This window comes from Streptomyces antimicrobicus (assembly GCF_020532625.1).
Lineage (GTDB): Bacteria > Actinomycetota > Actinomycetes > Streptomycetales > Streptomycetaceae > Streptomyces > Streptomyces antimicrobicus.
This window is the reverse complement of the sequence record NZ_JAJAUY010000096.1, coordinates 1-22,800: the sequence shown is the minus strand read 5'-3', so window position 1 is coordinate 22,800 and position 22,800 is coordinate 1. Positions and strand designations below refer to the sequence as shown.

The window sequence follows — 22,800 nt, the reverse complement described above, 5'->3', positions numbered from 1 at the left end:
CAGCAGCAGGACGTCCTTGACCTCACCCTTGAGCACACCGGCCTGGAGCGAGGCGCCGATCGCGACGACCTCGTCCGGGTTCACGCCCTTGTGCGGGTCCTTGCCCGTCAGTTCCTTGACCAGTTCGGTCACCGCGGGCATGCGCGTCGAACCACCGACCATGATCACGTGGTCGATGTCGGAGACGCCGATCCCGGCGTCCTTGATCGCGTTGTGGAACGGGGTCTTGCAGCGCTCCAGGAGGTCCGCGGTCAGCTGCTGGAACTGGGCGCGGGTGAGCTTCTCGTCCAGGTGCAGCGGGCCCTCGGCCGAGGCCGTGATGTAGGGGAGGTTGATCGTGGTCTCCGTGGCGGAGGACAGTTCGATCTTCGCCTTCTCGGCGGCCTCGCGCAGGCGCTGCAGCGCCATCTTGTCCTGGGACAGGTCGATGCCGTGGTGGTTCTTGAACTGCTTGACCAGGTGGTCGACGATCCGCTGGTCCCAGTCGTCGCCGCCCAGGTGCGTGTCGCCGTTGGTCGCCTTCACCTCCAGCACGCCTTCGCCGATCTCCAGCAGCGAGACGTCGAACGTGCCGCCGCCGAGGTCGAACACGAGAACCGTCTGGTCGTTCTCCTTGTCCAGGCCGTAGGCGAGTGCCGCCGCCGTCGGCTCGTTGATGATCCGCAGCACCTTCAGCCCGGCGATCTCGCCGGCCTCCTTGGTGGCGGTGCGCTGGGCGTCGTCGAAGTACGCCGGGACGGTGACCACGGCGTCCGTGACCTCGTCGCCCAGGTACGCCTCGGCGTCCCGCTTCAGCTTCTGCAGCACGCGCGCCGACATCTCCTGCGCCGTGTACCGCTTGCCGTCGATGCTGCCGTGCTCGGGGAACCGCCAGTCGGCCTCGCCCATGTGGCGCTTGACCGAGCGGGCGGTCCGCTCGACGTTGGTCACTGCCTGCCGCTTGGCGACCTCGCCGACCAGGACCTCGCCGTTCTTCGCGAACGCGACGACGGACGGGGTGGTCCTGGCTCCCTCGGTGTTGGTGACGACGGTCGGCTCACCGGCTTCCAGAACGCTCACCACGGAGTTCGTCGTACCGAGGTCGATTCCGACCGCACGTGCCATCTCGGCCACCTCCTCGTCCCCAGAGGGCTGACAACTTCAAACCTTCCTGTTCCATGTATACAAAGTTGAGCCTCCTCCTATCAAGGCTGGGGCGTGACATGGCCGGGGGAAGGTGCCGTGTCGGCGGGGCCCCTGGGTATGCGCCTCCCGTGCAGGCCGAGTGACCGGGGACCGCGGGAGGCGCACGGTGAAGGGAACGTTCACGCTGGGGCGCATCGCCGGAGTGCGGGTCGCCCTCCATTGGAGCGTCGTCGTCATCTTCTGGCTGGTGACCGTCAGCCTCGCGGAGGGGCGGCTCTCGCACGCCCATCCCGGCTACGCGACCGGCACCTACTGGGGGCTCGCCTTCGCGGTGGCGGTGGTGTTCGTGGCCTCCATCCTGGCGCACGAGCTGGCGCACGCCGTCGTCGCGCGGCGCAACGGCGTCGAGGTCGAGGACATGACCTTGTGGATGCTCGGCGGCGTCGCCCGGCTGAAGGGTGAGGCCGCCAGCCCGGGAGCGGAGGTGCGCATCGCCGGAGTGGGGCCGCTGACCAGCGCCCTGCTCGGCGTCCTGTTCGCCCTCCTGGCCGGCTGGCTGCGTCTTGTGTCGGTGCCCGCGCCGATCGTCGAGGCGGTCGCCTGGCTCGCCGCGATCAACGTCGTGCTGGCCCTGTTCAACAGCATCCCCGCCGCACCCCTGGACGGAGGCAGGCTGCTGCGCGCGGCGGTGTGGAAGGTCACCGGCGACCCGGTGCGCGCAGCGGTGGTCGCGGCGGCGGCCGGGCGCGGCTTCGGGTGGCTGCTGGTCGCCTACGGCTTCCTCTCCATGCTCGTCACCGGCACGCTCTCGGAGCTGTGGACGGCCCTGATCGGCGGGTTCCTGATCGCCGCCGCCACGGCCGAGGGCCAGCAGGCGCAGCTGCGCGGGGCGCTGGCCGGGATCTCGGTGCGGCAGATCATGACGCCCGATCCGGTCACCGTGCCCGCCGACGCGACCGTGGAGCGGTTCCTCCAGGCGGCACCCTTCGGGCACCACCGCCACACCGCCTTTCCCGTGGTCGGTCCCGACGGGGCGCCCGTGGGGCTCGTGACCGTCGCCAGGATCGACCGGACGCCGGGGCCCCGGCGGAGCTCGACCACCGTCGCCGAGGTCATGGCCCCCCTGGACGAGGTCGCCACCGCCCGCCCCGACGAGCCGATCGGTGACGTCCTGCCGCGCCTGCAAGCGGCGGGCGAGAACCGCCTCCTGGTCCTCTCCCCGGACGGCCGCGCCCTCCTCGGCATCGTCTCCCACACCGACATCAACCGGGCCGTCACCTGGCTCACGGCTGCCCGGGGCGAACGCTGAGCCCTCCGGGGTTTAGCCGCCGGTGGGGCGGACAGGCGCCGCGGGACGGGAGCGCGGCGCGAGCACCCCTTCGAGCGGTTCCGGCCCCGCTCCCGGCCGTTGACGACATGGAGGTGTTGACGATGGCGCTGCCGATCCGGCGCGGAGGCGCTCTGTCCGAGCGGCTGCGGCCGTCCTGGGACCCGTTCCGGGAGTTCGAGAACATGTGGGGCGAGATGGGCCGGCTGCTGGAGCAGGCGGCGGTTCCCGCCACCGCCGGCGGGCAGTGGCTGCCGATGGCCGAGGAGGAGGAGACCGACGACGCGTACGTCGTGCGGATGGAACTGCCGGGCGTACCCGCGGAGAACGTCGACATCGAGGTCGGCGACAACGAGCTCAGCATCAGCGGCGAGGTCTCCGAGGAGCACCGCGGGAAGGTCCTGTCCCGTAGGACGGGCAAGTTCTCCTACCGCACCAGCCTGCCGGGCATGGTGGACGCGAGCCGGTGCGACGCGGACCTGAGCGAAGGACTGCTCACCGTCCGCATTCCCAAGACGACCGAAAGCAGGCGACGCAAGGTCGAGCTCAAGAGCGCGGGGGCCAGGGGCCTCGGCGCAGCCGAGGAGCCCCGGGCGGGCGAAGGCGGTCACGGCGCGCAGGCCGCGCCGATGCAGGGCATGCAAGGGAGCGAGGGCATGCACGGGAGCGCGGGGGCCTGAGCGCGGCGGTCGCTCGGCCCGCCGCGTCACGCGCGCGGTCGGGGGGAGGGTGGAAGGGGAGGGGCCGCTTCACGGTGGGCGCTTCAGGGGCCCTGCACCGTGTACGGCTCACGGCCCTCGACCGGGTAGATCTTGGTCCACGTGCTGCCGCACGGGCAGTGGTACGTCTCGACGAGTTCACCGGCCGCCGACACTTCCATGCCGTCCTTGAGGCGGATGTGCACGTGGTCGCCCATGACGGCACCTGCTCTTCTGTGTGGGGGGAAGGGGGTCCGCTCAGTCTGGGCAGTGGCGCGGTCGCCCGCAATACCCTGTCCGATACGTGAACAAACCACCCCGATACGACTCGGGCCGAGAGCCGTCGGCGGCCGGCGCCGGCGGCCGGCCTGTGCTCAGAGGGAGGGCTTGCGCGCGTCGATCTCCGCGACGAGGCCCTCGATCAGCCCCTTGATCTCGTCACGGATGGGGCGCACGGCCTCGACGCCCTGCCCGGCGGGGTCGTCGAGCTGCCAGTCGAGGTAGGTCTTGCCGGGGAAGTACGGGCAGACGTCGCCGCAGCCCATGGTGATGATGTAGTCGGACGCCTGGGCGGCCTCGGGGGTGAGGACCTTGGGCTGCTGGTCGGAGATGTCGATGCCGAGCTCCGCCATGGCGGCGACGGCCGCGGGGTTGACCTGGTCGCCGGGCAGGGAACCGGCGGAGCGGACCTCGACCCGGTCGCCGGCGAGGTGGCGCAGGAAGCCGGCGGCCATCTGGGAACGGCCGGCGTTGTGGACGCAGACGAACAGCACGGACGCGAGCGGGGTGGCGGCGGACATCGGCTCTTCCTTCACGGCGGGCAAGGCGCGGCACGGATCGGCGCGGCAGGGTTCAGCCCGCACTGGTGTCAGTCGCGGGTGATGTGACAGTATCAGCGGATGATGACGTCAGTCGACGCTGATCTGATCCGGGTGCTCGCCGACCCGCTCAGGCTCCGGATCGTGACCCTGCTCGCCCGGGAGACGCTCTGCACCACGCACCTGGTCGAGGAGACCGGCGCCAAGCAGACGAACCTCTCCAACCACCTGAAGGTGCTGCGCGAGGCCGGGGTCGTGGACACGGAGCCGTGCGGCAGGTTCGTCTACTACCGCTTGCGCCCGGAGGTCGTCGAAGGCATCGCCGACCGGTTCGCCGACCTCGCCACGACCGCGCGCGCCACCGCGGAGGCGAACCTCAAGCGGTCCTGCCCCTAGCCGTCCGCACCGCCTCCACCTGCCCCGAGGAGAACCCCGCCGTGACCGCCACCGAGCCGACGACCGCTTCCGCACCGGTCGTCGCGCCCCAGCCCGTCCCCGGCGCGACCCCGCCCCGCAAGCCCCTGCTCGCCCGAGCGGCCGCCGAGCTCGTCGGCACCGCGGCGCTGGTCGCCGTCGTCGTCGGCTCCGGCATCCAGGCGACGAGGCTGACCGATGACGTCGCCCTGCAGCTCCTGGCCAACTCCACCGCCACCGTCTTCGGGCTCGGTGTCCTGATCGCCCTCCTCGGCCCCGTCTCCGGCGCCCACTTCAACCCCGCCGTGAGCCTCGCCGAGTGGTGGACGGCCCGCCGCGGCGGCGCCGGCGTCACCGCCCGCGAGCTCGGCGCCTACGTCCCCGCCCAGATCGGCGGCGCGATCGGGGGCGCGGTCCTCGCGGACGCCATGTTCGGCGAGCCGCTGGTGAAGTGGTCCCAGCACGACCGCTCCGACGGCACGCTGCTGCTGGGCGAGGTGGTGGCCACCGCGGGGCTGGTCCTGCTGATCTTCGGCCTGGCCAAGTCCGACCGGCTGCGTTTCGCGCCCGTCGCGGTGGCGTCGTACATCGGTGCCGCGTACTGGTTCACCTCCTCCACCTCCTTCGCCAACCCCGCGGTCACGATCGGGCGCGCGTTCACCGACACCTTCGCCGGGATCGCCCCGTCCTCCGTCGCCGGATTCATCGGCGCACAGCTGATCGGGGCCGTGGTGGGGCTGGCGCTCGTCGCCGTGGTCTTCATGGACGCCGAGGACCCGTCGGCGGTGGAGGCCCGCTCCGGGGCCTGACGCGGCGCGCGGACGCGGTCAGGCGTGACGGGCGACCTTGAGCGCGGAGACGAGCAGGATCACGGCCAGCGCCGGCACGAGGAACGCGTCCGGGAACGCCCCCAGCAGCAGCCCGCCCAGGGCCGCTCCGGCGATCGAGCCCGCCGCCATGATCCCCGTCAGGCGCAGGTTCGCGCCGAGGACGGCGAAGCTGCCGTCACGGCTGTACCGGGCGAACGCGACGAGCATGGTCGGCAGGGAGACGAGCAAGGACAGGCTCCCGGCGGTCTTGATGTCCTCGCCGAAGAGCAGCACGATCGTCGGGATCAGCAGCTCGCCCCCGGCCACGCCCATGAGCGCGGCGACGACGCCGATGCCGAACCCGGCGGCGGCACCGGCGGGCACCCGCGCCCACAGCGGCAGCGCGAGGGTGCCGAGGGGGGTGGTGTGCGTGAGGACCAGCGCGGCGGCCATCAGCACCATCAGCGCCGCGAGGACCTTGTACAGCGTGGCCGAGCGCATCCGTACCGCCCAGGCGGCGCCGGCCCAGGCGCCCAGCAGGCTGCCGGCCAGCAGGTTCACGGCGACGGGCCAGCGCGCCGCCACCTCGGCGGCGGGCACCGCTGCCAGCCGGGCGGGCAGCGCCACCAGGACCACGACCAGGCTCATCGCCTTGTTCAGGACGACCGCCGACAGGGCGGCGAAGCCGAACAGCCCGATCAGCAGCGGCAGACGGAACTCCGCTCCGCCCAGCCCGATCATCCCGCCCAGCACGCCGATCGCCGCTCCCGCGCCGAACGCCAGGGGCGCCGATCGCGCGGCACCGGCGGCGGAACCGGCGGAACCGGCGGCGGCGGCGTCGGCGGCGCCGCCGGCACCGGCCTCGCGGGACCCGGCGCTCACGCCACCACCGCGCTACGGCGTTCCAGGAGGACCACGTCGCGCCAGACGCCGCGGTGGCGGCCGATGCGTTCACGGGTGCCGATGACGCGGAAGCCGGCCTTCCGGTGGAGCGCGAGGCTGGCGGTGTTCTCGGGGAAGACGCCCGACTGGACGGTCCAGATGCCCGCTGCCTCGGTGGAGGCGATCAGGGCGTCCAGCAGGGCGCGGGCCACACCCCGGCCGCGGGCGGCGGGGGAGACGTAGACGCTGTGCTCGACCACGCCCGCGTACGCGCAGCGGTCGGAGACGCGGCAGGCGGCGACCCAGCCGAGCACCGTGCCGTGGCCGTCGACGGCGGCGAAGCGGTGCTCGGGGAGCCTGGCCGCGTCGAAGGCCTCCCACGACGGCGCGGCGCTCTCGAAGGTGGCGTCGCCCTCGTCGATGCCCGCCTGGTAGATCGCAAGGACCTGGTCGGCATGGTCGGCGGTCATGGGCGTGATCGCGAACTCAGCGGGCACGGCCGTCCTCCTCGCCCAGGATGGCCCGTACGGCTTCGGGAAAGACCGTCAGGCAGGTGCGGTTGACCGCGTAGCGGGTGGAGGTGCCCTGCTTCTCCGGCAGGACGAACCGCACGTCCGCGAGGGTCCTCAGGTGGTGGGAGACCGTGGACTGGCCGATCGGCACGCGCTCGACCAGCTCGCCCACGCTCATGGGGCGCGCCTCGGCGGCCAGCAGGTGCAGGAGCCGGATGCGGGTCGGGTCGGACAGGGCTTTGAACCAGGCGGCGTAGGTGCGGGCCTGGTCCTCGGTGATCGAGGGCTGCGTCTTCTTCATCGATCATCGACGATAGTCGATGAAGTGCCGAGTGTCAGCAGTGCGGCGGCGAGGCAGGCACCGGCCAGGACCAGGAAGAGTCCCGGACGGCCGCCGAGGGCCGGGGCGAGGGCGGCCCCGGCGAAGGGAGCGCAGGCGGCGGCGACGGAGGCGGGGGCGCCGAGGACGCCGGACAGCCGGCCGTAGTGGGTGGCGCCCCAGCGGTCGGCGACGGCGGTGGCCTGAAGGAGGGTCAGGTTGCCGCGGACCAGCCCGGCCGCGACCGCGAGTAGGACCAGGACGGCGTACGGGCCGGGTACGAGTGCCAGGGCGGCCGTGGTGGCCGAGCCGAGGGCGAAGAGGGTGACGGTACGGGAGGTGACGCCGGTCCGGCGGGCCAGCGGCGCGTACAGCAGGCGGCCGAGGGTCTGGCCGGCGCCGCCGAGCCCGAGGGCCCAGGCCGCCGCGGTGGTCGAGGCGCCGCGCTCGGTGAACAGGGGTACGAGGCCGATCACGACGGCGTGCAGGGCGAACGAGGAGAGGGTGAAGGCGGCCGCCAGCAGGAGGAAGGGCCGGCTGCGGGAGACGGCCGCGGCCCCGCTCGCGGCACGGGCCGGTGCCCGCGGGGCCGCCGGCCAGGGGGCGTTCAGTGCGAGGGCGTGGGCGGGGACGGTGACGGCGGCGAGGATCCCGGCGAGGACGACGTAGGTGGCGCGCCAGGAGAGGTGTTCGGCGAGGTGGGCGGTGAGCGGCGCGAAGACGGTGGAGGCCAGGCCGCCGGCGAGGGTGACGACGGTCAGGGCCCGGATGCGGTCCTCCCCCCACCAGCGGGTCACCGCGGCGAAGGCGGGCGGGTAGAAGGTCGCGGCCATCGCGACCCCGGCCAGGGCCCACGCGGCGAAGAACCACGGCAGGCCCGGCGCGGCCGCCACCGCGAGCAGTGCGAGGGTGCCGAGGACCGAGCCGCCCGTCATCACGGCCCGGGGGCCGCGGCCGTCGAGGACCCGCCCGACGGCGACGCCCGCGATGCCGCAGACGACCAGGGCGAGGGAGAAGGCGGCGGTGGCGGCGGCCGGGGACCAGCCGGTTTCGCTGCTGATGTCCGGGGCGAGGACGGGGAAGGCGTAGTAGACGGTGCCCCAGCCGGTGATCTGCGTGGCGCACAGGGCGGGCAGCACGGCGCGCGGCCGCGCCCGGTCCCCCGTACCGGGCGCGGCCGGACCGGCCGGGCCGCCGGTCATCGGCGGTCAGCACCCGCCGCGGGCGGGCGCGGAGCCGATGGTGAGGGGGGCGGGCGCGCCGCAGCAGCCGCCGCCCGGCTCCTCGGCGGCCTCGGGCTGGTCGAAGAGCCCGGCGCCTCCGCACACGCCGGTCTCCGGCAGGGTCAGCTCCACGCGCCCGGCGGCCTCGTGGTCGCCGGCGAGCCGGGCGGCGACGGAGCGCACCTGCTCGTAGCCGGTCAGGGCGAGGAAGGTCGGCGCGCGGCCGTAGGACTTCATGCCGACGAGGTACACGCCGGGCTCGGGGTGGGAGAGCTCGCCCACGCCGTGCGGGTAGACCGTGCCGCAGGAGTGGACGTTGGGGTCGATCAGCGGGGCCAGCGCGGTCGGGGCCTGGAGCCGCTCGTCCAGGCCCAGCCGCAGCTCGTCCAGGAAGGACAGGTCGGGCCGGAAGCCGGTCAGGCCGATGACCTCGTCCACCGCCTCCAGGCGCCGCCCGTCCTCGGCGACGAGCACGAGCCGGTCGCCCGCGCGCTCGACCGCGGCGGTGCGGAACCCGGTGACGGCGGAGGCGTGGCCCTCCTCGACCGCCGCCTTGGCGGCCAGCCCGAGGGCGCCGCGGGCCGGGAGCTGGTCGGCGGCGCCGCCGCCGTACGTGGAGCCGGTGATGCCGCGGCGCAGCACCCAGACCGCGTGCGTGCCGGGGGCCTCCTTCGCCAGCTCGGCCAGCTGGGCGAGCGCGGTGAAGGCCGAGGCGCCGGAGCCGACGACGGCCACCCGCTTGCCCGCGTACCGGTCCCGGACCGCCGGGTCCCGCAGGTCGGGAACCCGGTAGGAGATCCGCTCCGCGGCGCCGCGCTCCCCGAGCGCGGGCAGGCCGTCGGCCCCCAGCGGGCCCGGCGTCGACCAGGTACCGGACGCGTCGATCACGGCCCGGGCGGTGATCCGTTCCTCGCCGCCGTCGGCCCGCCGCACGTGGACGGTGAAGGGCTGGTCCTCGCGTCCGGAGTCGACGACCCGGTCCCGCCCGGCCCGCGCCACCCCGGTCACGGTCACCCCGAAGCGCACCCGCTGCCCGCCGAGGGCCTCGGCGAGCGGAGCGAGGTACCGCTCGGCCCACTCCCCGCCGGTGGGGTACGTGTGCCCGGCCGGGCGGACCCAGCCGGTGGGGGCCAGCAGCTTCTCGGCGGCCGGGTCGACGACCTCGGACCACGGCGAGAACAGGCGTACGTGCCCCCACGCGCGGGCGGCGGCCCCCGCCCCGTCGCCCGCTTCCAGGACGAGCGGCGCGATCCCGCGCCCGAGCAGGTGCGCGGCGGCGGCCAGGCCGACGGGCCCGGCGCCGATGACCACGACGGGCAGGTGGCCGTTCTCGGTGGCGTTCACGACGATCTCCTCTGATTCGATGTCCGTCGATGCCTTGTGCCGCCAGCATGCACCGCAATTCGATGAACGTCAACATAGACAAAAATCGAAACAGTGGGCGGGAGGCCTCCCGGGACGGATCGATGCGTGTCAACATAGACACATGTCGAACACCAAGGTGCTGCCCCTGGTCGAGCCGGAGACGGCGGTCGAGCCCTGCTGCCCGCCGCTGGCCGAGCGCCCGTTCAGCGCCGAGGAGGCCGAACGGACCGCCAAGATGTTCAAGGCCCTCGGCGACCCCGTGCGGCTGCGCCTGTTCTCCGCGGTCGCCGCCCACGCGGACGGCGAGGCCTGCGTCTGCGACATCTCCGACGTCGGCGTCTCCCAGCCGACCGTCTCCCACCACCTGAAGAAGCTCAAGGAAGCCGGCCTGCTCAGCTCCGAACGCCGCGGCACCTGGGTCTACTACCGCGTCGAACCCTCGGTGGTCGCCGCCATGGGCCGCCTGCTCACCGCGGCCGCCGGCTGAAGCAGAGGGCGCGGAGCCCGGCTCACCCCAGGGCGGCGTTCTCGTTGTCCAGCCGGTCGCGCAGCAGGGCCCGGTGGCGGGCGGCGACCGGTTCGAGCAGGTCGGGGTGGCGCAGCAGCGGCGCGGCCCGGTGTTCGTGGTCGCCGGGGCGGGTCAGGCGGGTGACCTCGCCGGTCCGGCCGCGGTCGACGAGGCGGTGGGCGTCCGCGGCGAGGGCGGGGTCCGCGAGGAGGCAGGCGGCCCAGCTGACGACGGTTTCGTCCACCCAGGTACGCCACCCCGCGTCGGCGTCGCCGCCGTGCTCGGCGCCGGACAGCCGGTCCAGCCCGGCGCTTCCGCCCGGGCCGAGCAGATGCAGCAGCTGCGCGTCGAGGGGCGTCGGATACCGCAGGGCGGCGGCGAGGGTGACGGCCTGCCGCGCCTGCGCCTCGGCCAGGGCCCGGCTGTACGCCCCCGGGGCGGGCGGGAAGGCGGTCAGCAGCCAGCGGGTGCCGGCGGCTATGACGGGTGCGAGATCGGCGGACACGGCGGCTTCCTCGGGGGCGTGCTCGCCGGCCCGTGCCGGGTCCGCGAGCTGCGGGGCGAAGCTGCGCCGCTCCGCTCGTGGCCGACCAGCGTAGCCCCGAGCGGCGGACGGGCGACATGACGCGCGTCACCGCCCGCCGGCGGCCGACGGCTCGGACCGGCAGTCCGGACCGGCGGCCCGGACCGGCGACCCGGACCGGCAGTCCGGACCGGCGGCCCGGGCGGGTGCGTCCGGGCAGGTGGGCGCCCTGGCCTCGGCGCGGCGGATCTTGTCACCGGATCGTCCAACTGCTGAGCGGTCAGGCCCTCTTCGGCATCGGGAAGATGCTCGGGCCGGCCCTTCCGGCCCGCCCGATCGCTTCCCCGCCGGACCTGGACGCCCGGGTGTCCGGGCAGCCCTACCCGATTGGGTGACTGTGCGTCGGACCGGCACGGGCCAAGATCATCCGGTGACTTCTTCACTGACGCGCCGCGCGTGCGCCGTTGCCCTGTTGCTGACCTCGACCCTGGCCCCGGCCGTGGCCGCCGCCGCCCCACCGGGCGGTCCCGGACAGCGGCCGGGGCACGCCGTGCAGGCCCGCCTGATCGGCGAGAGGACCGTTGCGCACAAGCTCGCTTTCCAGGGCACCACGGTCGGCGGCCTCTCCGGCATCGACCGCAACCCGTGCACCGGCGAGTACGTGTTCATCAGCGACGACCGCTCCTACCTGCAGCCCGCCCGCTTCTACACCGCCAAGCTGGACGTGGACGCCGGCGGCGTGCACTCCGTCGACTTCACCGGCACCCATCCCTTCCTCCAGCCCGACGGCTCCCCGTACCCCTCCCCGGCCCTGGGCGACGGCAAGGCCGTCGACCCGGAGGAGATCCGCGTCGACCCGCACAGCTGCGACTACTGGTGGGCCCAGGAGGGCGACCGGCCCAAGGTGGCGGGCCCACCGGTCGTCCAGCCGTCCATCCAGTTCGCCTCGCCCGTCGGCGACCACTTCGGACAGCTGAAGCTGCCGGCGAACTACACGGTCACGATGGAGGAGCGCGGTCCGCGCCGGAACCAGGCGATCGAGGCGATCACCTTCGGCGCCAAGGGCAAGGTGGTGACCAGCGCGATCGAGGGGCCCCTCCTCCAGGACGGCCCGGAGCCGGACGTGAACAACGGCGCGCTCGTCCGCGTCACGCAGCAGAGCCGCGACGGCCGGGTCCTCGGGCAGTTCGCCTACCCGCTGGAGAAGATCTTCGCGGAGAACGACCCCGACAGCCCCTGGGGTCCGGACACCGGGGTCCCGTCCCTCCTCGCCTTCCCCGACCAGCCCGACCGCTACCTCGTGCTCGAACGCACCTGGGTCGCCGGCGCCGGCTACAAGATCCGCCTCTTCGACGCCACCACGCGCGGGGCGACCGACGTACGGGCGAAGGAGTCGCTGGCCGGGCAGACCGTCGTGCCGATGCGCAAGCGGCTCGTCGCGGACTTCCACAGCCTGGGCCTCTCGGCCGTCGACAACACCGAGGGCATGACGTGGGGTCCGGACCTGCCCACCGGCGAGCGGCTGCTGATCCTCGTGAGCGACGACAACTTCGACCAGGGCGCGATCACCCAGATCGTCGCTCTGGGCATCCGCTGACCGCCTGACCCGCTCGTCGGCCGTCGCCCGTCGCGAGGGAGGACATCGCCTGCCGGACCGGCCGTCAGATGCCGGTTCGGCAGGCGGGCCGGTCCGGCAGGCGTGCCGTCGGGCTGCCGTTCAGAGCCGGTCGGCCGCGCGGACGCGGTGCAGGTGGACGAGGACGTCGTAGGCCCGGCCGAGGGCGAGGGTGGGCGGCGGGTCGGGGGTGAAGGTGGAGCCGGCGTCGTAGACCGGCCGGGCGCGGTCGAGCCAGGCGCGGGCCGGGGCCGGTGCCGTCCGCAGGTCGAGGTAGAAGTCCCGGTGGGCGACCTGGTCCAGGGTGTGCTCGTTCGTTCCGGGGCGGGCCGCGGGGACGGTGACCGGCTTCCAGTCCCCGTCGAGCGAGGTGTCCTTGGTGAGGAAGGAGCCGCCGGCGAAGCTGAAGCCGATCGCCGCGTAGTCGCGGCCCAGGCGCTCGCGCAGCACGGCGCCCTGGGTCCGCGGGTACATGTCCGGGTGCGTGGAAAGGTACCCGACATGGCCGTTGTGGGCCGACAGCAGCATCTTGTGACCGGTGTGGCGCTGCCACCACAGCACGTTGTCCGCCATCGCCTGGTCCCGTAGGCGCTCGGCGGCCGTGACCGAGGCCGGGTCGGCGAGGTCGACGGCGGCGAAGGCGAAGGTCTGCGCGATGTTCAGGGCGTGCCGCACCGTCCAGGCGTGGTCGCCGCCCCCGGCCTCCTGGCGCTCGGCGACCAGGTCCAGTGCCTCCTGGGCGCGTGCGGCGTTCGCCCGCCGCTCCGCGACCGGCTTGCGCAGGTACGCGAAGATGTCGTCGAAGGGGCGCAGCCCCGCGTACAGCTCGGTGAGCCGGGGGAGTGCCTCCGGCCGGCTCGCGCCGACGGACGACAGCACCCGCTCGAAGACGTGGTCGCCGAGCTTCGGCCCCCCGAGGTCGTCCCCCATGAAGTGGACCCGGCGGTCGGGGTGGCGGCGGTTGTGCTCGCGCATCCAGCCGATCAGGCTGACGAACTCCTCGCGTTCCCAAGGGGATCCGGCCAGCGTCTGCGCCGCGATCCCCCTGGCGTCGCCGGGCCCGCCCTGGAGGTACTCGTCGATCCTGAGCCCCGCCGACCAGCTCATCTCCAGGGCGAAGGTGGTGAAGCCGCGCTCCTCGACGAGGTGCCGGAAGACGCGTTCCTTCATGGTGAAGAACTCGTGCGAGCCGTGCGTCGCCTCGCCGAGCCCCACCACCTTCGCCTTCCCGACCATGTCGCCCAGCGCCCGCAGGTCAGCGGTCCGGCCGCCGGGCTCCGTCGAACGCAGCGGGTGCGCGGCCCGCTCCAGGGACCGTACGACGCCCGCGTCCGTGGCCGGCCGCGCGGCCGGGGCCACCGGATCCGTTCGCGCGGCCGGTGACGACGCGGCCAGCGCGGTGGCGGCGAGGACCCCCGTCAGGGCGAGCAGCCTGCGCCGTCCGGTCGTCCTCCGGGACCCGTCCATCGTGATCACTCCTTGCCTGCGGATGCTTGCCGAACCGATGAAGTGATCTTCGTGCGGTGGGGCGCGGAGCGCGCTGGGGTGGCCCCACCGACGTCCCCGGGGGACACCCCTACCGCATCCGGGCCGCTACCCGGATGTCCGGTCGAGCGCGAGCCGAGCAGGGTGGACGGGCGTCAACCCCACTCGATCACGAGGGAAGGACCCCGGTGTTCCGTCTCCAGTCCGTCGCCCGCCGCGCGGCGCGCACCACCGTCGTCGGCGCGCTCGCCGTCGCAACCTGCACCACCTTGCTGACCGGCAGCGCCGGAGCGATCGTCAACGGCGGTGACGCCACCGAGCGTTACCCGTTCATGGCGTCGATCCCGGAGTCGGCCCCCGAGCACGGGGTGCACGACGGCGTCTGCGGGGCGTCGCTGATCCATCCGCAGTGGGTGCTCACGGCGGCCCACTGCGTCCGGGGCGACGGCCTCCAACTGGAAGGAATCGTCCGGATCGGCAGCGAGGAGCGGAAGGCGGGCGGAACCGTCCGGCGCATCGAACGGACCGTCGTGCACCCCGGCTACGTGAACGGCGACGGGAAGGCCCCCAACAAGGACGACATCGCCCTGGTCCGTCTCGACCGCCCGGTCCGCGAGCAGCCCGTCCGGATCGCGGAGCGGTCCGCGCGGCCCGGGACGCCGACCCGGATCCTGGGATTCGGCACCACCGCCGACACCGAACTGACGTTCGCGGAGCGGTTGCAGGAGCTGGGCACGCGTATCGGGACCGCCGACGAGTGCGCCCCCGGCTACGCCGACCGGTCACGGCTGTGCACGATCAGCCGGGTGCCGCGGGCCATGGCGTGCTTCGGGGACTCCGGCGGGCCTCAGCTGCTCAGGGGCCCGCACGGGCGGTGGGAGCTCGTCGGGGTCACCTCGGGCCCGGGGGCGCCGGGGGTGGCGTGCTCGGCGGGACCGGGCCTGTACACCGACGTGACCGCCTACGCGGACTGGATCCGCAGGACCGTCCGGCACCACGACTGACGTCGCCGGGTCCCTGCCCGGTCAGTCGTCCCGCCGGCCGGGCGTCCGGTCCTCCGTACGGACGCGGATGCGTCCGGCCGCCTCCAGCCGGGACAGCCGGCGGTGCTCCCGGGACGCCCAGCGGCGGACGCGGTCGGGCTCCAGCGGGGTGCCGTGGCCGACGTGCAGCCGGGTGGGGTTCAGGGCGAGCATCTCGCGCAGGCTGGCGAGGTTGCGCACGGGGTCGTCGTGGAACGGGGGGTTGGCCGGGCGGCCGCGGACGAGGCCGAAGAAGGAGTTGGCGATCAGGTCGCCGGCGACCAGGTCTCCTCGGCCGGTGAGGACGGAGATCGATCCGGCGGTGTGTCCGGGGGTGGGCATGATGCGCGCCTCGATGCCGAAGTCCGTCAGGTCGGTCTCGCCGGTCACGAGGACGCCCGGTTCGAACGGTTCGACCCGCAGGTGCAGGTTCTTGTTCCGGGCCATGAGGCGCCCCATCGGGCCGGTGGGCAGGTACGGCTCGCGGACCCGGCCGGTACGGAACGGGCCGAGGTCGGCGACGTGCCCGGCCACCGGTGCCCCGGTCAGGCGGTGCAGTTCGGCGGCGGAGCCGAAGTGGTCGATGTGCCCGTGCGTGACGACGATGAGCGACACGTCCGCGGGGTCCACCCCGTGGGCGGCGACCTGGTCGCGGATCCTACGGGCGCTCCCGGGGGTTCCCGCGTCGACGATGACGGGCCGGCGGCCCAGCAGCAGGTAGGCGTTGACGTGGTGCCGGCCCATGACCGGGATGGGGACGACCTTGGTACGGGACACGGTTCTCTCCTGGGGCACGGCTGACTTCCGCCGCGCGGTGGTCCGCGGGCGGTCGGGGGTGTGAAGGGCGTCGGGGGATGTGAAGCGTGGGGGCGTCGGGGTGGGTGGTGCGGCGGGGGGCGCCGCGGCAGGGGTGGGCGGCGGCGGGCGTGGGGCGGTGTGCGGTGCGGCGGGCTCAGCGGAAGCGGCGCCGGTACTCGGCGGGCGTGGTGCCGAGGCGGCGGCGGAAGCAGCGGTGCAGGCTCTCCACGGAGCCGAGGCCGCTGAGGGCGGCGATCTCCGGCAGGCCGTGGCTGCTGTCCTGGAGCAGCCGGCGGGCGGCCTCCAGCCGGACCGACTCGACGTAGGCGGCCGGGGTGGTGCCGGTGCGCCGTTGGAACAGCCGGGAGAAATGACGCACGCTCAGGTGCAGCCGCGCGGCGAGGGCCGCGGCGGACAGGTCCTCGGTGAGGTGCTCGCCGATCCACACACGCAGGTCGCCGATCCGGTCGCCGGGGTCCGCCGGAACCGCGAGCGGGACGCTGAACTGGCTCTGTCCGCCCGCCCGTTTGACGTACATGACCATCGTACGGGCGGTGGCCAGGGCGAGTTCCGGTCCGTGGTCCTCGGTCACCATGGCCAGCGCCATGTCCATCCCCGAGGCGATGCCGGCGCAGGTCCACAGGCGGCCATGCCGGATGAAGATCGGATCGGGATCTACGGTGACGCGCGGGTGGTCGGCGGCCAGCCGCGCCGCCGTCCGCCAGTGGGTGGTGGCCGAGAGCCCGTCCAGCAGGCCCGCCGCCGCCAGCAGGTGCGCGCCCGAGCAGACGGAGCCGAGCCGGTGGGTCCCGGGGCCCGCTCGGCGCAGCCAGTCGATCATCCCGCCGTCGAGCACCGGCTCCACCTCGCGGTCCGCCACGCGGACCGCACCGGACACCAGCAGGGTGTCCGCCTCGCCGATCGCCTCCTCCAGCGTCAGGTCGGCCATCAGCCGGATCCCCCCGGCGGTGGCCACCGGCTCGCCCCCGGCGGTCGCGACGCGGACGGTGTACCCGGGCCGACGGGTGCCACCGACCCGGGTGGCGACCGAGAACACCTCGGCCGGGCCGGTGACGTTGAGGAGCTCGACGCCGGGGAAGGCGGCGACGACGACCCTGTGCGGTGGAAGCATGCGTCGATCATGTCGCCCGGCGGGGACAGCCGCAATGACCATGTTCTGTCAGATCCGGACACGGGCCCCCGGGCCCGCGCCGACCGGTGAGGGCAACCCCGCGGCGGTGTCGGTGCGCTGGGCTATCCTTCGGGCCACCGCACACCGACTCGGAGGACCGAGAGCATTGACCCGCGCGTCCGCTTTCCCGCTGCCCTTCAGGGCTTCCCGTTCCATAGCGTTCACCACCCCGCGGACCCTGCGGGAACTGCAGATGATGGAGTGCAGCGCGCACATCCGCGCGAAGCAGGGCTGGTTCGAGAAGATGAACGATGCCGACATCGTCGCCCGGTGGACGCGGGAAGCGGTCGAACAGGGCCTCACCGAAGCGCAGGTGCGCTACGTCCTCGACGAGCTCAGGCACTACGCCGCCCTGCGCGACGAGCGCACCGGCATCGAGGTGTCCGCCGTCGACGGGGTGTGGCAGTCGGACACGCTGATCGACGACGCGCTCACCTCCCGGCTGCGCGAGGCGGTCCGGATCCTGGAAGAGGTCCCCGAGGCGGAGAAGGACTGGCACCCCGGCTCCGACGGCCAGGTGCTGGACCTCGTGCACCCCTCCTTGTTCTGCCTGGTGAGGGACGTGAGCGGCCCGCACGAAACGGCCTGGCAGAACCCGACGGACGACTACTCCAAGCACGAGTTCTCGGAGAAGTTCCAGTGGCTGCCCACCGACGTCGACGTCAGTGACGACGGCGAGGTCACCTTCCGCTCCTACGTGAACAACGTCCACCCCGAGGACCACCGCGCACTGTCCTCCGTACTGCCGGACCTGTTCGGCCGCATGCGCCCGCTGCTGGAGAACGTGCTCACCGATCTGCGCCACCCCAGGCCCCTGCGGATCGAGCCCGACCCCTACGACTGGTACGAGGAGGAGCCGGCGTCCCCCCTCAAGTCCGACTACAGCGACGACGAGGCCTACCGGGAGGCCCGCCGCGCCTGGGGAGAGGCCTACGACCACTGGTGGGAGAACCGCCGCCCGATCGTCCCGGACGCCCCCGCCTTCACCGCGCCCGAGGTGCCCGCCGAGTCCGCCCGGGTCGACCTGCGCGGCCGCCGCCTCCAGGTCATCGTCAAGCTCGCCACCGTCCATCTGACCCCGGACAAGCCCGAGTACGCCGGCGGCTCCTGGCACGTCGAGGGGATGCTGAACGAGCGGATCGTCTCGACCGGCATCTTCTACTGGGACAGCGAGAACATCACCGAGAGCCGGCTCGGCTTCCGGGCGGCGCTCGACGACCCGGACTACGAGCAGAACGACGACGACGGCATGCGCGAGGTCTACGGCCTGGAGAACGAGGACCCGCTGAACCAGGAGCTGGGATCGGTGGCCACCCCGGCGGGCCGCTGCCTGGCGTTCCCGAACATCCTGCAACACCGCGTCGGATCCTTCCGCCTCGCGGACCCCACCCGTCCCGGACACCGCAAGATCCTCGCGTTCTTCCTCGTCGACCCGTCCACCAGGATCGTCTCGACGTCCGACGTCCCCCCGCAGCAGCCCTGGTCGCAGACCTCGACCATGACGCTCGACGAGGCAAAGGACTACCGCGAACAGCTCATGCAGGAGCGCAAGTTCTTCGTCGACGAACACAACGAGGCGATCTACGAACGGGAGTTCTCCCTCTGCGAGCACTGAGGGCCGCGCTGCCCCGCCGGGCGGCTACTTCACCGCGGCGCACGTCGCGTGGTGGTAGCCCTTCGTGCCGTCGGGGACGAGGCGCAGGTCGCGGCGGACGATGCTGACCTTGTCGCCCCATCCCCGGCAGGCACGCCGCATGCCCTGGTCGGTGTACTCGATCACGATCATGTCGTCGCCGAACGCGGCGGCGTAGTCGGCGCATTCGTCGTACTGGCCGCACTCCTCCACCACGGCGAAGTCGACGCCGACCTCCTTGCGGGCCGGGGCCAGCTCCGGGGTGTTCTTCTGGCCGACGGCCAGCTTCCGCTCGTGGGCGTGGGCGGCGAGCAGCGCCAGGAAGGCCTTGGCGTCGGCGGCGGTGAGCAGGCCCTTCGGCGCGCGGGTGTAGGTGTCGTAGTTGTCGGGGTCGACGGCCTGGTAGCCCTTGGCCGCGCACTCGTCGATCCAGCCGTACATCTTCTGCGCGATGCGGCGGCGCTTGTCGTCGGTGCGGACGTCGAGCATCGCCTCGCCCCAGTCCTTGTCCATGACGACCGCGCCCGAGGCGTCGCGCAGCAGGAGGTCCGGGTCCCAGTCCTTCTCCGCGCCCGGCTGGGCCTGGAAGGCGTTGATGTAGCAGATGTTGTACACCCCGGGCGCGGGCGGGGCCGTGTGGTCGCGGGCGACCACCGAGACCCCCGGCGGCGGGTCGTAGGGGGCGCCCAGCTGGTAGTCGAAGCCGGCGCGCACCGGGGGCAGCGTCACACCGGGCAGGCCTGCGGCGGGACGCCCCGACGGAGCCGGGCCGGACGGGGGCGGAGCCTCGTCCGTGTCACCGTCCCCGCCGGCCGAACAGCCGGTGACCACCAGGGCCGCGAGCGCCGCGGACACCACGAGGGCGCCGAGCGCCCCGGGGGAACGGCGGGCAAGAGCACGGTTGCGCATGCGGAGAAGCTCCCGATCGAAGGCCGGTGACCCGTCCCGCGCCACGCTACCGGTACGGCCGCGGCGGCGAGCGGCCTTCCCGGTGACGCCCCCGGCCCGGCTCACGCACGCGGTCTGCCGCGGCGCCGGGAGACGCGCAGCCGGCGCCCGCCGGACGGCGCCGGGGACGCCAGGCCGAACGTGACCGTGAGCCGCGCCCCGCCCAGCGGGCCCCGCGAGATCCGCACCGACCCGCCCGTGGCGGTCGCGGCGCGCGCCGCGATGTCGAGGCCCAGGCCGGTGGAACCGGTGCTGCTGCCCCGGGACAGCGCCCGGTCCGGTTCGGGAATGCCCGGCCCGCCGTCCTCCACGACCAGTTCGACGGTGTGGGCGGTCCGGACGACCTGGACGCCGAACGGGGTCCCGTGCGCGGTGTGCCGGAAGACGTTGCCCACGAGGGCGTCCACGACGGCCGCGATGTCGTCGTCGGGGAGTTCGACGGCCGTGGGTTCCTGGGTGAGGTCGAGGGTGCAGGGCCGGTCCTGCTGCTCCGCCAGGACCGACCAGAAGGCGGTGCGCCGGCGGACGACGTCGGCCACCTCGCAGGGACCGCCGGACGCGCCCGCGCCGCCACCGGTCCTGCGCGCGCCGTCGCCGGAGGTCCGCGCGCCGCCGGACGCGCCCGCGCCGCCACCGGACCCGTGACCGTCCGGCGCCTCGGCGCCGAGCAGGCCCTGCCCCATGGGGCCCACCGCGAGCGGGGTGCGGGCGGCGGCGATGATGGCCTGCAACTCCGTCTCCAGCGCCCCGATCGCCGCCTCGACCCGCGCCGACTCCGGGGTGCCGGCCATGCGCTCCGACGCCAGGTGCAGGGCGGTCAGCGGGGTGCGCAGCCGGTGCGACAGGTCGGCGACGAGCTCGCGCTCGACGGCGAGCAGTTCGGTCATCCGGTGGGCCATCGCGTTGAACGCGACCCCGGCGTCCTGCAGTTCCTTGGGCCCCATGGGCTCCACCCGGGTGTCCAGGTCGCCCGCGCCCAGTGCCCGCGAAGCCTGGGCGAGCTGCCGGGAGGACCTGACGACCTTCGCCCCGAGCCGGTCGGCGACCAGGACGGAACCGCAGATCAGCCCCACGGCGAGCAGGAGCATCACCGCCCAGGACTCCTTGACGCCCCGCGTCAGTTCGGCCTCCGGCACGAAGGTCTCGACGACGGCGACCCGGTCACCGGGCAGCACCACCGGTTGCAGGCAGATCCACCCGCCGGGGACCTCCTGCGAGATGGACTCCCGGCCCCGCTGGGCCCGTTCCAGCAGCGCCGCGGGCGCCTTCGAATCGCCGAGCGGGACGGAGTCCGGCAGGTGGACCACGAGCCGGTCGGACGGGTCTAGGCCGGCCGCGGACTCCCGGAGGGCGGCCGGGTCGGTGGTCACGGCGAGGACCGGCGCCAGGGCCGCGGCCCGCTGCTCGGCGGCGGTCACGCCCTGCTCCTTGACCAGCGACATCACCAGGGCGGCCAGCGGTATGAGGAAGGAGAGGGCGACCATCGAGGTCACGGCGAGCGCCACTCCGGCCAGCGAACGTCTCACCGCGGAGCCACCAGCTTGATGCCGACGCCGCGCACCGTCAGCAGATAGCGCGGGGCCGCCGCGCGTTCGCCGAGCTTGCGCCGCAGGGACGACAGGTGCACGTCCACGGTCTGGTCGTCCACGTACGGCTCGCGCCACACCTCGGTCAGCAGCCGGCGCTTGGAGACGACCTGGCCGGGATGCCGGGCGAGGAACGCCAGGAGGTCGAACTCCCGCCGTGTCAGCCGTAGTTCGCGGCCCGCCAGGTGCGCGGTGCGGGCCGCCGGGTCCACCGTCAGCTCGCCCACGGTGGTGGCGTGCAGCGGGCCGGCCCCCGACGGCAGCGGCACCCCCGGCACCGGCCCGGGGAGCCGCGGCACACCCGCCGCGCCCGGCACGCCGGGTACGCCCGCCGTACCCGGTACTCCGGCCATGCCCGGTACGCCCGCCATGCCCGCCGGGCCCAGCGGGGCGCCGGCCGGGGGAAGATGGCCGGTGCGCCGCAGGACCGCGGAGAGCCGGGCGATGAGCTGCCCACCGGAGAACGGCTTGACCAGGTAGTCGTCCGCACCGGCGTTGAGGAGCTTGATGATCTCCGTCTCGTCGTCGCGGGCGGTGGCGACGAGCACGGGCACGGAGGAGATGCCCCGGATCATCCGCAGGGCGTCCCCGCCGTCCAGATCGGGCAGTCCCAGGTCGAGGACGACCGCGTCGACGGGACTCTGGGTGACCTCGCGCAGGCCGCCGAACCCGTCGGCGGCGCTGCGTACGGCATACCCGTGCTCCGTCAGGACCTCGATCAGGGACTGGCGGATGCTCGGGTCGTCTTCCACGACCAGGACGCTGGGCATGGGGACACCTTAGGGGCTCGTCCGGAAGGGTGTGCTCCGCCCCCGGGAAGGGCCTTCGGGAGCTCTACGGGGCCACGAAGGCGGGGCCGGTCGCGGTGACGCGCAGGCGCACCGGACGGTCGGCGACCGGGATGGTGCAGCCCTCCTCGGTGCTGCAGGAGGCGTAGCCGACCAGCACGGTGGCGTCGCCGGTCCCCTCGGCGCGGACCGGCAGGGTCGTGGTGACCGGGCCGTCGGGGTAGACGGGGACCGGGGCGTCGACCCCGGGCACGCGGATCGTCCGCACGTCCGCGGCGGCCGTCAGGCCCGCCCGCGCCCGCAGCGTGCCGCTGACGGCCACGGTGGTCGGCCGTCCCACGCCCTCGACGCCGGTGGCCGGCAGGTCGGTGCTGTAGAGGTGGAAGCCCTTCTTCTCGGGCGTGAACACCGCGGTCAGGGTGCCGTCGCCGGCGTGCCAGTCGGCCACCGAGAGGGTGACGGTGACCCCGTTCTCGGTGAACTGCGCGGTGGCCGGAGCGGCGGGGCCCGCGGCGCGGGCGGCGGGCTCGGGCTGGGCACCGCACGCCGCGAGGGCCACCGACGCCACCACGGCCAGGGCGAGCGCGGCGGTGGGGGAGGCGGGACCGGGGGCGGGTGCGAACCGGGCCTTCCGGGGGTGCGGCCGGTGGGGGCGGAGCCCGTGGGGGCGGCGGCTCATGAGGCCCACTTCCGCAGGAAGGCGTTGATGCCGTCGGAGGTCAGGGCCGGGTTGCCGGTGACGTGGGTGTCGGTGCGCACCGTGCCCGACGGGGAGACCACGACCAGGACGGGCATGGTGTACGTGCCGCCGGAGGGGCTGTAGGTGCGCAGCAGGGCGGAGTTGGCCGCGTTGCTGCCGCCTATGTCGATCTTGACCATGTGGTACGAGGCCCCGAGCAGCGCGGAGGTCTGCGCCTGCGCGAACACCTTGTCGGCGGCCTTGCAGTTGCCGCACCAGTTCGCGCCGAAGTCGAGCAGCACCATGCGCCCGTCGGACCTGGCCGCGCGCAGGGCCGCGTCGATCTGCGCCCGGGCGTCCGCCGAACTGTCGTAGCCGGGCCCCGGCACGGCCGCGGGACCCGAGGTGGCGGCCGTACGGGACGGCTTGGCGGAGGTCTTGGCGGGTGCGGCGGATCCGGTCGGGGCCGCCGAGGCGCCGGGGCGGGTGCCGGAGGAGGCGGACGGGGACGACGAGGGCGGGGCCGAGGCG

The 22,800-nt window shown here is 73.9% G+C and carries 25 protein-coding genes; 8 read left to right on the top strand and 17 right to left on the bottom strand.

Going from position 1 to position 22,800, the window contains the following annotated elements; genetic code table 11:
• Positions 1–1,104, bottom strand: a 1,104-nt coding sequence (locus LG632_RS21460; RefSeq protein ID WP_226729039.1) for an Hsp70 family protein, incomplete at its 3' end; no start/stop codon positions are given.
• A 187-nt stretch (positions 1,105–1,291) separates the two neighbouring features.
• Between LG632_RS21460 and LG632_RS21455 the strand changes: the two genes are divergently transcribed.
• A complete protein-coding gene (locus LG632_RS21455) occupies positions 1,292–2,434 on the top strand; it encodes a site-2 protease family protein (RefSeq protein WP_226729038.1) in 1,143 nt (380 codons plus the stop codon).
• A gap of 122 nt (positions 2,435–2,556) precedes the next feature.
• Positions 2,557–3,132: an Hsp20/alpha crystallin family protein gene (locus tag LG632_RS21450; protein ID WP_226729037.1), complete on the top strand. Its 576-nt coding sequence runs from the start codon at positions 2,557–2,559 to the stop codon at positions 3,130–3,132.
• Positions 3,133–3,215: 83 nt separating this feature from the next.
• On the opposite strand, the gene LG632_RS21445 is transcribed toward LG632_RS21450, so the two are convergent.
• Together LG632_RS21445 and LG632_RS21440 are read right to left on the bottom strand one after the other, a co-directional pair.
• Positions 3,216–3,368 carry a hypothetical protein gene (locus LG632_RS21445; protein ID WP_226729036.1) on the bottom strand — a complete coding sequence of 51 codons (153 nt, stop codon included), beginning with the start codon at positions 3,366–3,368 and terminating at the stop codon, positions 3,216–3,218.
• Between the two features lie 156 nt (positions 3,369–3,524).
• Entirely contained in the window at positions 3,525–3,950 is a 426-nt protein-coding gene (locus tag LG632_RS21440; RefSeq protein WP_226729035.1) for an arsenate reductase ArsC, read from the bottom strand.
• Positions 3,951–4,049: 99 nt separating this feature from the next.
• On the opposite strand from LG632_RS21440, the gene LG632_RS21435 reads away from it, so the two are divergent.
• Entirely contained in the window at positions 4,050–4,364 is a 315-nt protein-coding gene (locus tag LG632_RS21435; protein WP_226729034.1) for an ArsR/SmtB family transcription factor, read from the top strand.
• 41 nt (positions 4,365–4,405) lie between these two features.
• Positions 4,406–5,191, top strand: coding sequence for an aquaporin (locus LG632_RS21430; protein WP_226729033.1), 786 nt, complete (start codon positions 4,406–4,408; stop codon positions 5,189–5,191).
• 18 nt (positions 5,192–5,209) lie between these two features.
• Here the strand turns inward: LG632_RS21430 and LG632_RS21425 are convergent, their stop codons facing one another.
• From LG632_RS21425 to LG632_RS21405, 5 genes are read right to left on the bottom strand one after another with little or no spacing between them, the layout of a single operon-like run.
• Positions 5,210–6,073, bottom strand: coding sequence for a TSUP family transporter (locus LG632_RS21425; RefSeq protein WP_308108850.1), 864 nt, complete (start codon positions 6,071–6,073; stop codon positions 5,210–5,212).
• A complete protein-coding gene (locus LG632_RS21420) occupies positions 6,070–6,543 on the bottom strand; it encodes a GNAT family N-acetyltransferase (protein WP_226729040.1) in 474 nt (157 codons plus the stop codon). Before LG632_RS21420 ends, LG632_RS21425 begins: the two co-directional genes overlap by 4 nt.
• A gap of 16 nt (positions 6,544–6,559) precedes the next feature.
• The gene (locus tag LG632_RS21415) at positions 6,560–6,886 is read right to left on the bottom strand and encodes an ArsR/SmtB family transcription factor (protein ID WP_226729032.1); all 327 of its coding nucleotides are present in this window, start codon (positions 6,884–6,886) and stop codon (positions 6,560–6,562) included.
• Positions 6,883–8,106 carry an MFS transporter gene (locus LG632_RS21410; protein ID WP_226729031.1) on the bottom strand — a complete coding sequence of 408 codons (1,224 nt, stop codon included), beginning with the start codon at positions 8,104–8,106 and terminating at the stop codon, positions 6,883–6,885. The genes LG632_RS21415 and LG632_RS21410 overlap by 4 nt, the downstream gene beginning before the upstream one ends.
• 6 nt (positions 8,107–8,112) lie before the next feature.
• Entirely contained in the window at positions 8,113–9,471 is a 1,359-nt protein-coding gene (locus LG632_RS21405) for an NAD(P)-binding domain-containing protein (RefSeq protein WP_226729030.1), read from the bottom strand.
• 142 nt (positions 9,472–9,613) lie between these two features.
• Here LG632_RS21405 and LG632_RS21400 point away from each other — a divergent pair, with 142 nt between their 5' ends.
• A complete protein-coding gene (locus tag LG632_RS21400) occupies positions 9,614–9,979 on the top strand; it encodes an ArsR/SmtB family transcription factor (protein WP_226729029.1) in 366 nt (121 codons plus the stop codon).
• A gap of 22 nt (positions 9,980–10,001) precedes the next feature.
• On the opposite strand, the gene LG632_RS21395 is transcribed toward LG632_RS21400, so the two are convergent.
• A complete protein-coding gene (locus LG632_RS21395) occupies positions 10,002–10,505 on the bottom strand; it encodes a hypothetical protein (protein ID WP_226729028.1) in 504 nt (167 codons plus the stop codon).
• A 448-nt stretch (positions 10,506–10,953) separates the two neighbouring features.
• Between LG632_RS21395 and LG632_RS21390 the strand changes: the two genes are divergently transcribed.
• A complete protein-coding gene (locus LG632_RS21390; protein WP_226729027.1) occupies positions 10,954–12,120 on the top strand; it encodes an esterase-like activity of phytase family protein in 1,167 nt (388 codons plus the stop codon).
• A gap of 120 nt (positions 12,121–12,240) precedes the next feature.
• Here LG632_RS21390 and LG632_RS21385 read toward each other — a convergent pair whose 3' ends face one another.
• On the bottom strand, positions 12,241–13,605 hold the full coding sequence (locus LG632_RS21385) for an erythromycin esterase family protein (protein ID WP_226729026.1): 1,365 nt from the start codon (positions 13,603–13,605) through the stop codon (positions 12,241–12,243).
• Between the two features lie 206 nt (positions 13,606–13,811).
• Here LG632_RS21385 and LG632_RS21380 point away from each other — a divergent pair, with 206 nt between their 5' ends.
• Positions 13,812–14,627 (top strand): S1 family peptidase, encoded by an 816-nt coding sequence (locus LG632_RS21380; protein WP_226729025.1) that lies wholly within the window; start codon positions 13,812–13,814, stop codon positions 14,625–14,627.
• Between the two features lie 21 nt (positions 14,628–14,648).
• Here LG632_RS21380 and LG632_RS21375 read toward each other — a convergent pair whose 3' ends face one another.
• Entirely contained in the window at positions 14,649–15,422 is a 774-nt protein-coding gene (locus LG632_RS21375; protein ID WP_226729024.1) for an MBL fold metallo-hydrolase, read from the bottom strand.
• A 175-nt stretch (positions 15,423–15,597) separates the two neighbouring features.
• Entirely contained in the window at positions 15,598–16,575 is a 978-nt protein-coding gene (locus LG632_RS21370; protein ID WP_226729023.1) for a GlxA family transcriptional regulator, read from the bottom strand.
• Positions 16,576–16,741: 166 nt separating this feature from the next.
• Here LG632_RS21370 and LG632_RS21365 point away from each other — a divergent pair, with 166 nt between their 5' ends.
• A complete protein-coding gene (locus LG632_RS21365) occupies positions 16,742–18,250 on the top strand; it encodes a DUF4246 domain-containing protein (RefSeq protein ID WP_226729022.1) in 1,509 nt (502 codons plus the stop codon).
• Positions 18,251–18,274: 24 nt separating this feature from the next.
• Here LG632_RS21365 and LG632_RS21360 read toward each other — a convergent pair whose 3' ends face one another.
• From LG632_RS21360 to LG632_RS21340, 5 genes are all read right to left on the bottom strand, one after another.
• Positions 18,275–19,177: an endo alpha-1,4 polygalactosaminidase gene (locus LG632_RS21360; protein ID WP_226729021.1), complete on the bottom strand. Its 903-nt coding sequence runs from the start codon at positions 19,175–19,177 to the stop codon at positions 18,275–18,277.
• 101 nt (positions 19,178–19,278) lie between these two features.
• Entirely contained in the window at positions 19,279–20,742 is a 1,464-nt protein-coding gene (locus LG632_RS21355; protein WP_226729020.1) for a sensor histidine kinase, read from the bottom strand.
• On the bottom strand, positions 20,739–21,572 hold the full coding sequence (locus LG632_RS21350) for a response regulator (protein ID WP_226729019.1): 834 nt from the start codon (positions 21,570–21,572) through the stop codon (positions 20,739–20,741). Before LG632_RS21350 ends, LG632_RS21355 begins: the two co-directional genes overlap by 4 nt.
• A gap of 64 nt (positions 21,573–21,636) precedes the next feature.
• On the bottom strand, positions 21,637–22,269 hold the full coding sequence (locus tag LG632_RS21345) for a hypothetical protein (RefSeq protein ID WP_226729018.1): 633 nt from the start codon (positions 22,267–22,269) through the stop codon (positions 21,637–21,639).
• A partial coding sequence (locus LG632_RS21340; RefSeq protein ID WP_226729017.1) for a thioredoxin family protein occupies positions 22,266–22,800 on the bottom strand: 535 nt, incomplete at its 5' end. The genes LG632_RS21345 and LG632_RS21340, both read right to left, overlap by 4 nt.

Bases quoted from the DNA above. Each gene is read 5' to 3' on its own strand.
- LG632_RS21370 (WP_226729023.1), bottom strand. From the start codon at position 16,575: ATGCTTCCACCGCACAGGGTCGTCGTCGCCGCCTTCCCCGGCGTCGAG.
- LG632_RS21385 (WP_226729026.1), bottom strand. From the start codon at position 13,605: ATGGACGGGTCCCGGAGGACGACCGGACGGCGCAGGCTGCTCGCCCTG.
- LG632_RS21415 (WP_226729032.1), bottom strand. From the start codon at position 6,886: ATGAAGAAGACGCAGCCCTCGATCACCGAGGACCAGGCCCGCACCTAC.
- LG632_RS21400 (WP_226729029.1), top strand. From the start codon at position 9,614: ATGTCGAACACCAAGGTGCTGCCCCTGGTCGAGCCGGAGACGGCGGTC.
- LG632_RS21445 (WP_226729036.1), bottom strand. From the start codon at position 3,368: ATGGGCGACCACGTGCACATCCGCCTCAAGGACGGCATGGAAGTGTCG.
- LG632_RS21435 (WP_226729034.1), top strand. From the start codon at position 4,050: ATGATGACGTCAGTCGACGCTGATCTGATCCGGGTGCTCGCCGACCCG.
- LG632_RS21440 (WP_226729035.1), bottom strand. From the start codon at position 3,950: ATGTCCGCCGCCACCCCGCTCGCGTCCGTGCTGTTCGTCTGCGTCCAC.
- LG632_RS21350 (WP_226729019.1), bottom strand. From the start codon at position 21,572: ATGCCCAGCGTCCTGGTCGTGGAAGACGACCCGAGCATCCGCCAGTCC.
- LG632_RS21420 (WP_226729040.1), bottom strand. From the start codon at position 6,543: ATGACCGCCGACCATGCCGACCAGGTCCTTGCGATCTACCAGGCGGGC.
- LG632_RS21345 (WP_226729018.1), bottom strand. From the start codon at position 22,269: ATGAGCCGCCGCCCCCACGGGCTCCGCCCCCACCGGCCGCACCCCCGG.
- LG632_RS21450 (WP_226729037.1), top strand. From the start codon at position 2,557: ATGGCGCTGCCGATCCGGCGCGGAGGCGCTCTGTCCGAGCGGCTGCGG.
- LG632_RS21410 (WP_226729031.1), bottom strand. From the start codon at position 8,106: ATGACCGGCGGCCCGGCCGGTCCGGCCGCGCCCGGTACGGGGGACCGG.
- LG632_RS21360 (WP_226729021.1), bottom strand. From the start codon at position 19,177: ATGCGCAACCGTGCTCTTGCCCGCCGTTCCCCCGGGGCGCTCGGCGCC.